The organism is Mesorhizobium sp. CA5 (genome assembly GCF_020165105.1).
GTDB lineage: Bacteria > Pseudomonadota > Alphaproteobacteria > Rhizobiales > Rhizobiaceae > Mesorhizobium.
In genome coordinates this window covers 1-13,402 of sequence record NZ_JAIUHJ010000015.1, presented here as the reverse complement: position 1 = coordinate 13,402, position 13,402 = coordinate 1, and the positions used below count along the sequence as shown (strand labels likewise).

Below are 13,402 nucleotides of genomic sequence, written 5' to 3'. Positions count from 1 at the left end.
GCCTCTGTCCTGCAGGATTTCTCTCAAGGCTCCTAGATCAGCGCTTCGTCGCTGCGCCGAGCGCGTGAACATCAGCAACAATCCTCGCGAACGCCTCCGCCGCGCGCGGCACCGTCATCCTTGCCCGCAAGAAACTGTGCACCAGCCTCGGCTCCTCGCGCCACCAGGCGTGGCCGCCGGCGACAAGGATGCGCTCGCGATAGACTTCGCCGTCCGACGACAGCGGATCGCATTCGGCGGTGACGATGATCGTCGGCGGCAGGCCGGAGAAATCGTGGTCTCGAAGCGGCGAGAACGTTGGATCGTCCTGTGACTGCCCGGGCGCGGACCGGATGCGACGGTAGAACTCGATGTCGCTTACGCTGAGCAGCGGCGCTTCGGCATGCTCGACATAAGAGCGCCCGGTCTCGTCGCCGCCCAGCTCCGGATAGATCAAGATCTGGCCAACAGCGTGCCGTTCATGGCGCCGCGTCGCTTGCGCCACCGCGGCAGCGAGATTTCCGCCGGCGCTTTCGCCGCAAAGCACGATCGGCAGTGTGCTGGCCGCGGCGACCCGTTCGAACACGGCAAGCGCATCGTCGTAAGAGGCCGGGTGCAGATGCTCCGGCGCCAGCCGGTAGTCGGCCGAGACCACCTCGAAACCGGTGCCGGCGCAGATTTCGGCGCAGATGTCGTCATGGCTATCGAGGTCGCCAAGGACAAAACCGCCGCCATGGTAATAGACGACGGTCGCCGCCGCCGCCTTGCCCGCCATGCGATAGTGCCGCACCGGTATCGGATGCGTCGCCGTCGCGACGAGGCCGTCTTTAGTCGTCACGCCTTCGGGACGAGCCTGATGAAAAGCCGCGCACATCCGATTGTAGACCGCGCGCTGCTTCGCGATCGGCGCGGCGACGATCTCCGGCGGGTACCAGCTGTTGACCTCGTCGATATAATCCCACAACTCCGGATCGAGCCGGTCGGCATATTGGCCGCGGCTCGACGGATCGGTTTGGGCTCGGGTCACTGCCGTCAAAGCTCGGCGTAGAGCTGCGCCGCGTTCTCGAAGGTGAAACGCAGCGGCACCGAGCCCTCGACCTGCCACACCTTCACGGTGTCTCCCGCCAACAGCCGGCAGGCGTCGAGCGTGTTGGTGACGGCGCCGCCATAGAGGCGGTTGGCGAGGTTGAGGATGCCGGTCTGGTGCATGGCGGCACTGGCGCTGCCGCAGGCATCCTTGACCAAAAGCACGCGAAAGCCGCGCGCTACCGCGTCCTTCACCGTCGCGTCGATGCAGGCCTCGGTCCAAACGCCCGCAATCACCAGCCATTCGATGCCCGAGGTCTTGAGCTTGTCGCCAAAATCGTTCCTGGCGAAGGCGCTAGCTTCCTGCTTGACCAGCGTGGCTTCGCCATTTTGCGGCGCCACTTCATGGCAGATTGCGGTCAGCGGATCGTCCTTGTCGGAGAAGGCCGATTTGCCGCTTTCATCGACTGGGTGGAACGGCCGCGCCGCGGCGAGATCGACGATATACGCCCAATGATAGAGCGGCACGAAGTTGCGCCGCGCCGCCTCCTGCAGGCGCTGCACATTGGCGAGGATGTCGGCAAAACCCTCGACCAGATAGCGCTTGTCCTTGCGATGCTCCTCCTGGAGATCGATGAACACCGCGGCCACTGTACCGCGTCGGATGGAAACGGGTGTTTTCATGCGAAATGTGCTGTCGATGCGTCGGCGCTAATTGTCAAGAAACTCGTCTTCATACGGAAATCGCGAAAGCAATTCCGTGCCGGTCTCGGTAATGAGAATCTCATCCTCGAGCTTGACGCCCTCGCGACCGCCTTTCTCGCCGATATAGCTTTCCACGCTCACCACCATGCCGGGCACGATGATGCCATCGCGGCCATAGGCCTCGTAGTCCATCGCGTGCGCGATGAAAGGCGTCTCACCATGCATGCCGACGCCATGCATGACCGAGGTGTAGCGCTGGTCGACGAAGCGGTCCGGGATCTTCCAGGCTTTTTCGGCGATCTCGCGGAACGCCATGCCGGGCTTCACGATCGAGATGTTGTGCTGCACCTGGTCGTGCGCCATACGGTAAAGCGATTTCTGATAGGGCGTCGGCTTGCCCGGGCCGCAGCGGAAGGTGCGCGAGAAGTCGGAATAATAGCCGTAGCAGCCGATCGTGTCGGTATCGAGCGCCAGCAACTCGCCCGGCCTGATCTTGCGCCCGCTCGCCTCGTTGAACCACGGGTTGGTACGCTGTCCCGAGGTGAGCAGCCGGGTCTCGATGAACTCGCCGCCTTGGCGGATCACCTCGCCATACATGATGGCGAACAGCTCGTTCTCGGAAACGCCAGGCTTGATCGCCTCGCGCACCGCCGCCACCGCGGCCTCGGCGCCCGCCATCGAGGCCAGCAGGCATTTGACTTCCTCCGGCGTCTTGACCGCGCGCACCGCCAGTATCTCGCCCTGGCAGTCCTTCACCTCGCAGCCGCGCTTTTCCAGCGCGAGCGCCTGCAGATGGCTGCAGCGGTCGAGCCCGAGCTTCATCGAGCCGCCGCCATGCTTCTTCAGAAGCTCGGCGATCTCGTCGGCGAACGGCCCCGCGGTCTCGTCGTCGCGGCCCGAAACCGACGACCAGACGAGCTTGGAAGGCCGCGCCTCGTCGATCGTGTCGAGCACCATCGAGACATGGTAGCTCTGCGGATATTCGAACAGCACGATCGGCCCTTCGGTGGGCACGAAGAAATAGCGGGTCGAGTTGCGCAGGAAATAGCCGAACATGTTGCGCGAGCCGGTGGCGTAGCGCTGGTTGTATGGATCGAACAAAACGACGCCACCATAGCCCGCCTCGCGCATCCAGGCGCGCAGCTTGGCCAGCCGCCCCTTGCGCAGCGCGTCGGCGTCGATGAAGGACGGCTCCGTGTCCGAAAGCCACATGCCGCCGGCCGGATCGGCCGCGACGGGGTGGCGCATGCGATCCTTGAAGTCCACATCCTCGGTGCTGTCGGGGTCGAATACGACGATGCTCATGGGCAGGCCTCCTGTTCTTGGCGAACATAGCCGGGCCGGGGTTGAAGCTTGTGCGGAATTCCGCGATTGTCGTGCCGGATGCCGCATCATAACTTCGTCGTTCTAGGGCGAGCAAGGAGCGAAGCGACGCGCGCAGACCCAGCGGTGCAGAAAATCCTTGCTGCGGCCGGGTGCCAATTCTGCATCGCCGAGACGCTTTCAGGTCACGGCATGGATCCTAGGGTCTTCGCTCCGCTGCGCGTCGCTTCGCCCTAGGATGACGAAGGAGCGTGGAGCCGCACCACTCCACCTAATGCCGCCGCATCGCCTTAGGCGCGTGCCCATGCTCCTCGCGAAACGCCCTTGCAAAGCTCGACATCGACGCAAAGCCGCAGGCCAGCGCCACATCCCTCACCATCAGCGTCGAATGCGCCAGCAGGTCGGCGGCGCGCTTCAGCCGCAGCCTCCGGTAATATCCATTGGGCGAGATATCCAGCTCGGCGCGGAAACTGCGCTCGAGCTTGTCGGCCGACACGCCGAGCCGTTCCGCCAGTTCCGCCATGCCGAGCCTTTCCTCGACCGCATCCTCCATGATGGCGATGGCCGACAGCACCAGCTCGTTCTGGACGCCGGTGCGCAGCCTGAGCGGCATCAGCTTGCGGTCGACGCTGGAGCGCAATGGCGAGTGCACGAACCATTCGGCGACGCCCGCCGCGATTTCGGCGCCATAGTCGCGCGTGATGATTTCCAGCATCATGTCGAGGCTGCCGACGCCGCCGGCCGAGGTGAAGCGCTTGCGGTCGATGACGAACAGATCGCGCCGAAGCTCGATATCCGGAAAAGCCTCGCTGAAGGCTGCCTGGCTGGTCCAGTGCAAGGTGCAGGCATGGCCGTCGAGCAGGCCGGCGCGGGCGAGGAAGAAGGCGGCGTCCGCGACGGCGCCAATATGCGCGCCGCCACGCAGGCTTTTGCGGATCCAGCTCATCGCCTCATCGGCCACGACATGGTCGGCATCGCCGCCGGAGCACACTACGATGCGGTCGACCTTCGGCGCGTCGGCGGCCGAGAAACCGGGTTGGATGACGACGCCGTTCGATGCCTCCACGCTACCCCTATCGGCGCCGACGATCATCCATCGATAGCAGTCGCGCTTGGCAAGAATGTTGACGGCGCGCAGCGGCTCGATGACGGACGAAAATGCCATCATCGGAAAGCCAGGGAAAACCAGCACTGCGAAGGTGAGGGGCGCTTCGCGCGGTTCCGGCGGCGCACGGTCGCGTTTTCGGCTGGCGAGGCTGTCGCTCACGTTTTTGTATTTCCCACGTGCTGCATTGGTGGCAGAGAAGACCAAACTGTAGCCGGCCCCTCGGCTGGCTTGCAACGGAGCAACAACACGATGTTTGCGGCAACGGCAATCGACACAAGCAACAAGCCGGTCTTCTACAAGGAGTTGGCCACGCAATTGAAAGCGCTGCTCGAAGGCGAGGGCGATTCCGTCGCCAACGCCGCCAACACCGCGGCGCTGATCTATCAGATGGTGCCCGACCTCAACTGGGCCGGCTTCTATTTCCTCGCCTCCGATGACGAGCTGGTGCTCGGACCCTTCCAGGGCAAGCCCGCCTGCGTTCGCATTGCCGTCGGCAAGGGCGTCTGCGGCAAGGCCATCGAGCTCGACATGTCGATGCTGGTCAAGGACGTCAACGAATTTCCCGGCCACATCGCCTGCGATGCCGATTCGCGCTCGGAGCTGGTCGTGCTTTTGCGCGATGCCGAAGGCGCGTTCGGCGTGCTCGACCTCGACAGCCCGCTGCCCGGGCGCTTCGACAAGGAAGACCAGGCAGGCATAGAGAAGCTCGCCGCGATCTATGTCGCGGCCTGTGAGTTCGAGGACGATGATGAAGGCTGATAGGTGAGGCGACCCCGGCCTGCCTTACACGAACTTCACCAGCATCAGGCTGAAGCAGCCGATGAAGATGAAGGCTGAGAAGGCCAGCATCAGCGGCCGCAGTCCGCGCGAGCGAAGCCCCGAAATATCGGCCTGCAAGCCCATGGCCGCGAGGCCCATGGTGAGCATGATCTGTGCTGCGAGGGCGATCGTCGAATGGATCTGCGCCGGGATCGCGATCAGGCTGTTCAGCGCCACCACCGCGACGAAAGCCGCGACGAACCAAGGCAGCGGCGGCCTGGCGCCGGAAGCATCACTGCTGCCGCGGCGTGCCATGACACCGAGCGCGATCACCATCGGCGCCAGCATGGCGACGCGCGTCAGCTTGGCGACGGTCGCCGTCTCGCCGGCCTGCGAACCGTTCTGGAAGCCGGCGCCGATCACCTGCGCCACCTCATGGATCGAGGCTCCCGCCCATAGGCCGAAGGCGTGCTGGTCGAGCCTGAAGACCGGCGCCAGCAGCGGAAAGCCGAGCATGGCGGTGGTGCCGAACAGCGTGATCGCGGCAACCGCGTAGGTCACGTCCTCGTCGCGCGCGTCGGTGACAATGTTGGTGGCGACTATTGCCGAAGCTCCGCAGATCGAGGTGCCGGCGGCGATCAACTGGGCCAGCTTGGCATCGACGCCGATCAGCTTGCCGAGCGCGACGGTGAAGAGGAAGGTGGCGCCAAGCGTGGCCGCGACGCTGCCGATGCCGCCAAGGCCGATGCCCGACACCTGGCCGAACGTGAGCTGGAAGCCGAGCAGCACGATGGCGAAGCGCAGCAGGCGCTTTTGCGAAAAGGCGATGCCGGCCTTGGCGTGGGCGGGCAGGCCGAGCACGTTGGAATAGATCGTGCCGGACACCACGGCCAGGATCATCGGGCTGAACAAGGCAAAGCCTGAGACATTGTGGGCTGAGAAGGCCACAGCGGTGATCATCGCCACCAGCACGATGCCGGGGATAATGCCGTTCCACGCTGAATCGAGCCGCTTGCGGCCCGCGGCCAGATCGGCAGAAATCGGGCTTGTCGGAATATCGTTCGCGATGTGAGTGGCGGAAGACAATGCAATTCTCCAGGCGAGTGGGCCGGAGGAATGTCATTCCCGAACAAATCTTTCCAACGAATTGTTCTGGTTAGAATGATCGATTTTCACGAACGATTGGTTTTTGAGCTGACGATGGAACACCTCCCGAATTCGACAGGCTGGGCCAATCTCAAAATCTTGACGGGCTGAACTTCCTGTCCCAGCGTGGCGCATGTTCGTTTTTGCACCCGCCATCACCAAGCGACGTCGCCTCTATACGATGGGGAGCGGTAAGCCGATTGCGCGACGACAAACACCGGCCGAATAAATTCCGGTTTGTTCGTTTCCCGCCCCGCCGCGACATCCGCCGGCGGGGCTTTCATGTCTGGAGCCTTGCTGTGACCAATTCTTCCATCCGGTTTCGGCCGGCCGAACGTGCTGACTCTGCCACGATCAGGGACATCGTGCGCGCCGCCTATTCCAGATGGGTGCCGTTGATCGGCCGCGAGCCGATGCCGATGCGCGCCGACTATGACAGAGCAGTTGCCGAGCATCCGTTTGAACTTGCCGTCGAGGGCGATCGCATTGTCGGCATGATCGAGACCATGCTGGAGGAGGATCACCTCTGGATCGAGAATGTCTGCGTGGCGCCGGACGCGCAGGGCAGGGGCATTGGCCGGCTGTTGCTCGAACGGGCCGAGCACAAGGCGCGCGCGGCGAGCCGCTTCGAATTGCGCCTGCTGACCAATGGCGCCTTCGCAGCCAATGTGTCGCTTTACAAGAAGCACGGCTATACGATCGACCGCGAAGAACCGTTCATGAACGGCACGACGGTCTATATGAGCAAGAAGCTGGCATGATGCAGAACGCCATCGATGATCTCTGTAGGATTGCTCCCAAGTTGACGGAGAATCTCGGTTTGGAGCAGATTGCTGCCGCTCAGACGTGCATCGAATCCGTGATCGCCGACAAACAGAGGAGGTTCGGATGGCAATCAGGGTCCGGTTGAAGCCACTCTCGGGGCGGTATGCGGTTTCGCGCCTCGCAGCAAAAGAGAGCATTCCCGGCTGGGCCGACGGACCGGGCTTCGTCAGCATCACCAGGACCGAGGACGAGCTTTCGGTTGTCTGCCTGCAGGAGCGGGTGCCGGACGGGGTGCAGCACGACAGGGACTGGGTCGCCCTGAAACTCCAGGGTCCCTTTGCCTTCGACGAAACGGGCATTGTGCTGTCGGTAATAAAGCCGTTGTCGGAAAACGAACTCGGCATTTTTCTGGTATCCACTTTCGATGGCGACCATCTGCTCGTCAAAGTGAAGGATGAAGCCGCGGCAAGGGGGCTTCTGGTCGCGGCGGGGCACACTCTTCTGTAGCCGCCTGGCTCAATTGCCCGCCCTTGCGTTTGACATCGCTCTTGCCGCATCGTCATCTCTGACGCGATGCGACGATCCGGCGATCGCCCCCCAATCACATCAGATATCCCGCCCAAGGAGAAATCATGTCCCACAATCTGCAGTTCTATATCGATGGCGTGTGGGTCGATCCTGTTGTGCCCAATACACTCGACGTCATCGATCCCTCCAACGAGGACGCTTTCGCGCAGATTTCGCTGGGCTCCAAGGCCGATGTCGACAAGGCGGTGGCGGCGGCCAAGCGCGCCTTCGCCACTTTCGGCCTTACTTCGGTCGAGGAGCGGCTCGATATCCTCAACCGCGTCATCGAAATATACAAGAAGCGCAGCAAGGACCTTGCGCTCGCGGTCTCGCGCGAGATGGGCGCGCCGCGCCAGATGGCGCTGGACAGCCAGGTCGGCGTCGGCCTTGCGCATCTGGAGAAGATGGCCGAGGTGCTGAAGACCTTTCCCTTCCGCCACATCAAGGGCACCTCGCTCATCGTCAAGGAGCCGATCGGCATCGTCGGCCTGATCACGCCGTGGAACTGGCCGCTCAACCAGATCACCTGCAAGGTCGGTCCCGCGCTTGCCGCCGGCTGCACCATGGTGCTCAAGCCGTCCGAGATCGCGCCGCTCGACGCCATCATCTTCGCCGAGATCATCGACGAGGCCGGCGTGCCGAAGGGCGTCTTCAACCTCGTCAACGGTGACGGCCCGACCGTCGGCCAGGCGCTGGCCAGCCACCCGGATGTCGACATGATGTCCTTCACCGGCTCGACCCGCGCCGGCATCCTGGTCGCCAAGGCGGCGGCCGACACGGTCAAGCGCGTGCATCAGGAGCTCGGCGGCAAGTCGGCCAACATCCTGTTCCCCGATATCGATCTGGAGCGGGCCGTCACCAAGGGCGTCGCCGGCTGCTTCGGCAACAGCGGCCAGTCCTGCAACGCGCCGACCCGCATGTTCGTGCCGCGCGACCGACATGACGAGGCCGCCGGCTATGCGAAGAAGGCGGCAGAGAAATTCACCGTCGGCCCGGCCGATGCGCCCACGTCGAAGCTCGGTCCGGTGGTCAGCCAACTGCAGTTCGATAAGATCCAGGACCTGATCCAGAGCGGCATCGACGAAGGCGCCACCCTGGTTGCCGGCGGCCCCGGCCGCCCGGCCGAGCTCAACCGCGGCTATTATGTCCGCCCCACCGTCTTCGCCAACGTGACGCATGACATGCGCATCGCCAGGGAAGAAATCTTTGGACCGGTGCTGTCGATCATGCCTTACGACACGGTCGAGCAGGCGATCGAGCAAGCCAACGACACTGTCTTCGGCCTTGCCTCCTATATCCAGGCCAAGGACATCGAGAAGGCGCGCCAGGCGGCCGCCCGCATGCGCTCCGGCACCGTCTACATCAACTACCCGGCCTGGGACGCCGGCCTGCCCTTCGGCGGCTACAAGCAGTCCGGCAACGGCCGCGAATATGCCGAATACGGGCTGGAGGATTTTCTCGAGATCAAGGGTATCGCGGGGTATGCGGCGGCTGAGTAGCGCACCGTAGCCAGTGATCGTCAGCGCTGAAGTGAAAAAAGGCGCGGTTCAACCGCGTTCTTATCTTTGAAAACAAGTCGACCAGGGACGGCCACTATACTCAAAGACTGATCCAACGGAGACATCGCCTGGTCGGGATGAGATGACGCGTATCTATTAGGCTTGGCTGATGCGATTGGGGCTGGCTGACTGGCTGTGTTTCTCGAACAATCGGAGCTTTGCCGGATATCCAAGCCGTATCGGTGTCTGGCAGCCCCCGCATTTGAATGTAGCCACGGACTTGAACCAGGAGCCTTTCCGGATAATCGGATGCCGGCATCTTGGACATTCGAATCTGAGATCTGTCTCATTCAGGTTTTTAGGAATCGACATTTTGCCACACGCTCCTATGCACCCACCGATAGCACGTTAAAGTAGCAATGTTTCAGTCCTGCGACCGCCAGACTGCCGCGTTGTAACGAGAGTGATTCCTGGCAACGGAACCGCGATCAGGGCCAAGCATCGTGCTCGACCGACCGAGCATTTGGCTACAAGGCAACCTTTCTGCGAAACACACCAGAAAGGATATTTGGTAAGAATTAGTTCAACCGGGCCGAGTATGGTGAGAGTGGCGGCTCCAGCTTGGGGGGGGTGGATTGGGCCAGAGCCGCCTGCACGGTCATTGTGTGGCAGTAGACCGCGCTGTGTCAGAATAGAACAGCGCGGTCTATAATTAGTTAACGCTAATTAAATGCGGCGGCTGCCTTAACGGCCGCCTCCCGGCGTAAAAGCTGGGCGTGGCTGCCAGCATGGCTCACCACCCGCCGCAATTTGAAATGCCGTTCTTTCCGAACTTTTGGAGCAATGGCCTGGCAACCCGAGGGCATAGGTCTTCCGGTGGGATGTGGTGAAGCGCGAAAAAGCCCCGCCGGCGAGATGCCTGCGGGGCTTTTTCAGCGGATAGTCGATTAACGGCGATCGCTTCCGCGGCCATCATGGTGGCCGCCGTTGTTCGCGCCCAGGCACATGGCGTAGTAATCGTCATGGTTGCTGCACGAATTGAGGGCCGCCTGCTGAGCATAAGCCGAGCCGGCAAAGCCGGCGACAGCAACAATAGCGAAAATTGCATTGCGAACAATCTTGGACATTTCGATTTTTCCTTTGTTTAAATTCCGGTCAAGCCGGTCGATGGCGGTTTTCCTGCAGTTTGGTTTCGGTTTGATGGCGCTTGAACGCAAATTTGTTTCGAAACGGCAACGGCAGTAGCCGAGCCGGCCAGACGCCTCGCAAGCGATGGCGGTTCGTTCGCATACAAATGTTTCAAAGCCTGTCTGTCTCGTTACGAGCCTTGCGCTTGCGTGCAATGCGGCGGAAACGCTCGTCGGTCATCTAAGGCGCCATCAAGAAGGCGGCGGGATTGCCCCGTTACAGCCATGGCGAATTGAGGATAAACTTTATGTCGATCCTGAAGACATTGAATCGCATGGGCGCGGCGTTGAAATATGCGCAGGATGCCCGCAGGCCAACGCGGATACGGAACGGCATGCCGTCCGACAATCAGCTGGATATTTGCTGGCCGGTGATGCCGACAACCAAGCATCTGTCCTCGAACATCTGGGGCGGGATCTGAGATAGCGATCGCTCGGAAGCCCGCTCGTCGACCTGCGCATGGCAATCGTCACCGCGCGAGCCGCAAGCAACGCGCCGTAGCCGCGCTTGTCGGCACCTCCCGAGCTCGTCGCGAGCGTGTTGACGCGCGATTTATCCGCGCCCCGCCTCGATGATGCCGACCATCGCCCGGGTAAATTCGACCATGCTGTTTGCGGTGATGGCGGCATTGTCGGGGGATTGACCGATGTGCTCGGCCGCTCCGCAACAGGACCGGCGGATGCTATCGTAGTATGGATCTCTCTCATCGTCCGGTAGTGCAGCCAAATTCAGGGCGCGACGGTGGATCATGCGCAGTAGCTGCGCCAATGCTGTTTCGACACTCATGCGTTTTGCTCCGCATCGGTCGAGCGTCTCGGCACACCGAGTGCCGGATCGTCGATCGGGAGATTTCCCGAGTCGAACAGGCTGCACAGTAGCCATTAATATATCGTTGCTTGCTAATGTAAGAAGCGCATCGAGCATCACAACGTTCAGATGCGAAGGGTGCCGATCCGAGGTGCGGATGACATATGGGCACAAACTGGCGATGTTCGAGCGACATCGGCACTTGGCGGTGAAAGGCTCAAAGTAAGCGGTTGAAGGCCGCCTATGTGCCGGGACGCGGATAGGCGTCGGCACGCACCCCAATCAGCATCGTCAAGGCCGTATGATCGTGGTTCGTTACAGCGAGCGCGCGCGGAAGGAGGAGCGGTCCTGGAAATCTGCGATCGGCCACAGACAGTGCGTCAGGAACCTGCCCGCCGCGCAAAATGCTGATAAGTCACCTGCCAGGGATCGCTCTCGGCAGCTCTTTCCTCGCCGATCCAATGAAAGCTGCCGGCCGTGATCTCGGTGAAGCGCCATCTCGCTTGCAGGCCGCGCGAGTCATGGCCGATCTGGACGATGTCGTTGCCCTCGAGCCGCCCGATCTGGCGTGAGTAATCCTGGTTGAGCGGATCGCTCCAGATGATGTGCCAGCCGTCGATGCCGGGATCGAAGACGCGCAAGGTGGTGCCGTACATGATCGACCGGGCAGGGCGCCTCGGCCTGATCCAGAGGTCCTGGACGGCGCGGCCTTCGAGCACCCAGCCGAAATGGCATTCCCCATCCCATTTCCGGATCGTGCCATCGTCGAGATGGTGGACCGTGTCCATGTCCCAGCTGCCGATCAGCCAAGCGTACAGGTCCATGTCTTTCGCCCAGTCGGCGGAAGGGCCATCGGAGGTGAGGGCGGTGAGAAACGGGGACATTGTGGTCGTCATCACTTTCTCCAAGGTGAGCAGCGGAGAAGGAGCTGAAACATCGCCGCGATACGTTGCGGCATTGTGGTTTCTGGGTCTTGGGAAAAATTGCTGCGTTGCCGCTATCGATCGCCCCCCAACAGCATCCTTGATGCAGCGGATTGATCCACTAGTTAATTCCGTGGGCACCGTATTCGCTAGTTTTTGCCTTGGGGCAGCGGCGGTTTAGACGTCCTGACCGCATGCCGCGCAAGGACGGCTGGGCACATTTGGAGACTACCGTGCGTCAATCCCTTGGATTCAGCTTGGCTTATTTGGCATTTGCTTGCTCGATCGCGGTAGCTTGCGCTGGGGCTGCAGCCGCCGGCCCGCACGGCGGAGGGCATGACGGTGGCGGCCATCAGGGTGACAACGGGGGCCATGGCAGCCATGACAACGGCGGCAACGGCAAAGGCAAGGGCAAAGGACCTGCCGGCGATCCCGCTGATCCCGTAGGCGCCAGCGGCAGTCCGTCGTCGAACGATGACGGGATCAGCACCACTCCAACGGCCTCAATACCGTCACCTCCAGCTGCCATTGTCGACCTGTCCACAGGCGGCGGACATTCGCTCGACCTCCCGCCCGCCCTGCAGCCTCTCGAAGACAACACTGTTCCATCAGCGGTCCACCCGATCGAAGCGCTGCCCGGTGTCCCGGATAAGGTCGTTCGAGCCTGCCAGGACGCAATCGAGCAGGCCGCCGCCAAGTTTGGTGCGGCCAGTGTGCGCGTCAGCAGCGCAGGTTCCATACGTCGGTTGAGCAAACGCAGGATCTCGGCCCCCATTCAGGTCAGCATCGACTATATGCATCAGGGACGGGTGGAGACGCGTGAGGCGCCGGTGGGGTGCGAATTGAACGCGAAAGGCAGCGTGATCGGTCTGACGTAGCGCAGAGCGGAACTCCTTGCGATCCCCTTTTCCGGGCCTCCGTGTGTTGCGAATGGTGCAGGCTAATGACTGGAGCGTTCGCCGTCGTCGCAATCCGTTTTGAATTCAATCCGACGTCGGGTGTATTGGCCGGAGGGCAAAGGGAAGCGCGATAGTACGCACGCGGATCACCTGCGAGGAGTTGCGAAGCTTGCTGCGTGTAGTCGTCTTCTGGCTGACAGCCTTTATCTGACCGGTGCCGGCCGATGCGCGGCCAGAGCGAGGCTGCAGCGGCGGCTCAATTTGCGCGCTGCGGCGCTCAGCCCTGAGCTTGTCATTGTCCGCGCGTTTGGCAGCCAGGTCGCGGGCCAGAGAAACAGTGGCTTCGCGCTGGTTGTCCAGAGCTTCGTTCAGCCTGGTGACCTCTCCTGAAAGTGCTGGGGACGTGCCGCGCTCCAGGCGGGCTTTATTAAGGTCCTCACGGGTCGATGCTGCGGAAGCGCGTTCTCGTGTCAGAGCCTGCGCCGTCTCGGCTGCGGTCTGCTCCGCACGCTCTTTTGCTTTGACAGCCTTGGCTCGTTCCTGTTCAGCCGCGTCGCGCTCGAGGCGGGCTTTATCGAGGTCCTCACGGGTCGATGCTGCGGAAGCGCGTGCTCGTGTCAGAGCCTGCGCCGTCTCGGCTGCGGTCTGCTCCGCACGCTCTTTTGCTTTGACAGCCTTGGCTCGTTCCTGTTCAGCCGCGTCGCGCTC

The 13,402-nt window shown here is 62.2% G+C and carries 14 protein-coding genes and 1 pseudogene; 6 read left to right on the top strand and 9 right to left on the bottom strand.

The annotated features are described in order from the left end of the window. Positions 1-37: 37 nt before the first annotated feature. The 4 genes from LB529_RS19470 to LB529_RS19455 all read right to left on the bottom strand — a co-directional run bounded on the left by LB529_RS19470 (position 38) and on the right by LB529_RS19455 (position 4,201). Positions 38-1,015, bottom strand: a complete 978-nt coding sequence (locus LB529_RS19470; RefSeq protein WP_411962549.1) for an alpha/beta hydrolase — start codon at positions 1,013-1,015, stop codon at positions 38-40. After that, positions 1,012-1,689: an isochorismatase family protein gene (locus LB529_RS19465; protein WP_224712025.1), complete on the bottom strand. Its 678-nt coding sequence runs from the start codon at positions 1,687-1,689 to the stop codon at positions 1,012-1,014. Before LB529_RS19465 ends, LB529_RS19470 begins: the two co-directional genes overlap by 4 nt. Positions 1,690-1,716: 27 nt before the next feature. Then, positions 1,717-3,015, bottom strand: a complete 1,299-nt coding sequence (locus LB529_RS19460) for a M24 family metallopeptidase (RefSeq protein WP_224712024.1) — start codon at positions 3,013-3,015, stop codon at positions 1,717-1,719. A 289-nt stretch (positions 3,016-3,304) separates the two neighbouring features. Then, a complete protein-coding gene (locus tag LB529_RS19455) occupies positions 3,305-4,201 on the bottom strand; it encodes a GlxA family transcriptional regulator (RefSeq protein WP_224712107.1) in 897 nt (298 codons plus the stop codon). A gap of 189 nt (positions 4,202-4,390) precedes the next feature. On the opposite strand from LB529_RS19455, the gene LB529_RS19450 reads away from it, so the two are divergent. Beyond that, on the top strand, positions 4,391-4,900 hold the full coding sequence (locus LB529_RS19450; protein ID WP_095767767.1) for a GAF domain-containing protein: 510 nt from the start codon (positions 4,391-4,393) through the stop codon (positions 4,898-4,900). Positions 4,901-4,924: 24 nt separating this feature from the next. Here the strand turns inward: LB529_RS19450 and LB529_RS19445 are convergent, their stop codons facing one another. Next, positions 4,925-5,986, bottom strand: a complete 1,062-nt coding sequence (locus tag LB529_RS19445) for a YeiH family protein (RefSeq protein ID WP_224712023.1) — start codon at positions 5,984-5,986, stop codon at positions 4,925-4,927. A 359-nt stretch (positions 5,987-6,345) separates the two neighbouring features. Between LB529_RS19445 and LB529_RS19440 the strand changes: the two genes are divergently transcribed. The 3 genes from LB529_RS19440 to LB529_RS19430 all read left to right on the top strand — a co-directional run bounded on the left by LB529_RS19440 (position 6,346) and on the right by LB529_RS19430 (position 8,877). Continuing rightward, the gene (locus LB529_RS19440; RefSeq protein WP_224712022.1) at positions 6,346-6,807 is read left to right on the top strand and encodes a GNAT family N-acetyltransferase; all 462 of its coding nucleotides are present in this window, start codon (positions 6,346-6,348) and stop codon (positions 6,805-6,807) included. A 127-nt stretch (positions 6,808-6,934) separates the two neighbouring features. After that, complete coding sequence (locus LB529_RS19435) at positions 6,935-7,318, top strand: ACT domain-containing protein (protein ID WP_224712021.1); 384 nt, start codon at positions 6,935-6,937, stop codon at positions 7,316-7,318. Positions 7,319-7,443: 125 nt separating this feature from the next. Next, entirely contained in the window at positions 7,444-8,877 is a 1,434-nt protein-coding gene (locus LB529_RS19430; RefSeq protein ID WP_224712020.1) for an aldehyde dehydrogenase family protein, read from the top strand. A gap of 947 nt (positions 8,878-9,824) precedes the next feature. Here LB529_RS19430 and LB529_RS19425 read toward each other — a convergent pair. Continuing rightward, positions 9,825-10,004 carry a hypothetical protein gene (locus tag LB529_RS19425; RefSeq protein WP_224532755.1) on the bottom strand — a complete coding sequence of 60 codons (180 nt, stop codon included), beginning with the start codon at positions 10,002-10,004 and terminating at the stop codon, positions 9,825-9,827. Between the two features lie 308 nt (positions 10,005-10,312). Here LB529_RS19425 and LB529_RS19420 point away from each other — a divergent pair, with 308 nt between their 5' ends. Beyond that, positions 10,313-10,486, top strand: coding sequence for a hypothetical protein (locus tag LB529_RS19420; protein ID WP_224546736.1), 174 nt, complete (start codon positions 10,313-10,315; stop codon positions 10,484-10,486). 131 nt (positions 10,487-10,617) lie between these two features. Here LB529_RS19420 and LB529_RS19415 read toward each other — a convergent pair whose 3' ends face one another. Next, complete coding sequence (locus tag LB529_RS19415) at positions 10,618-10,851, bottom strand: hypothetical protein (protein WP_140633997.1); 234 nt, start codon at positions 10,849-10,851, stop codon at positions 10,618-10,620. Positions 10,852-11,252: 401 nt separating this feature from the next. Continuing rightward, positions 11,253-11,768 carry a hypothetical protein gene (locus tag LB529_RS19410; RefSeq protein WP_224712019.1) on the bottom strand — a complete coding sequence of 172 codons (516 nt, stop codon included), beginning with the start codon at positions 11,766-11,768 and terminating at the stop codon, positions 11,253-11,255. Positions 11,769-12,028: 260 nt separating this feature from the next. Here LB529_RS19410 and LB529_RS19405 point away from each other — a divergent pair, with 260 nt between their 5' ends. After that, positions 12,029-12,673, top strand: a complete 645-nt coding sequence (locus LB529_RS19405; protein ID WP_224712018.1) for a hypothetical protein — start codon at positions 12,029-12,031, stop codon at positions 12,671-12,673. A 105-nt stretch (positions 12,674-12,778) separates the two neighbouring features. Here the strand turns inward: LB529_RS19405 and LB529_RS19400 are convergent. Then, a pseudogene (locus LB529_RS19400) lies at positions 12,779-13,402 on the bottom strand (hypothetical protein); the annotation flags it as partial.

Bases quoted from the DNA above. Each gene is read 5' to 3' on its own strand.
- LB529_RS19420 (WP_224546736.1), top strand. From the start codon at position 10,313: ATGTCGATCCTGAAGACATTGAATCGCATGGGCGCGGCGTTGAAATAT.
- LB529_RS19430 (WP_224712020.1), top strand. From the start codon at position 7,444: ATGTCCCACAATCTGCAGTTCTATATCGATGGCGTGTGGGTCGATCCT.
- LB529_RS19460 (WP_224712024.1), bottom strand. From the start codon at position 3,015: ATGAGCATCGTCGTATTCGACCCCGACAGCACCGAGGATGTGGACTTC.
- LB529_RS19415 (WP_140633997.1), bottom strand. From the start codon at position 10,851: ATGAGTGTCGAAACAGCATTGGCGCAGCTACTGCGCATGATCCACCGT.
- LB529_RS19435 (WP_224712021.1), top strand. From the start codon at position 6,935: ATGGCAATCAGGGTCCGGTTGAAGCCACTCTCGGGGCGGTATGCGGTT.
- LB529_RS19455 (WP_224712107.1), bottom strand. From the start codon at position 4,201: ATGATGGCATTTTCGTCCGTCATCGAGCCGCTGCGCGCCGTCAACATT.
- LB529_RS19410 (WP_224712019.1), bottom strand. From the start codon at position 11,768: ATGACGACCACAATGTCCCCGTTTCTCACCGCCCTCACCTCCGATGGC.
- LB529_RS19425 (WP_224532755.1), bottom strand. From the start codon at position 10,004: ATGTCCAAGATTGTTCGCAATGCAATTTTCGCTATTGTTGCTGTCGCC.
- LB529_RS19450 (WP_095767767.1), top strand. From the start codon at position 4,391: ATGTTTGCGGCAACGGCAATCGACACAAGCAACAAGCCGGTCTTCTAC.
- LB529_RS19465 (WP_224712025.1), bottom strand. From the start codon at position 1,689: ATGAAAACACCCGTTTCCATCCGACGCGGTACAGTGGCCGCGGTGTTC.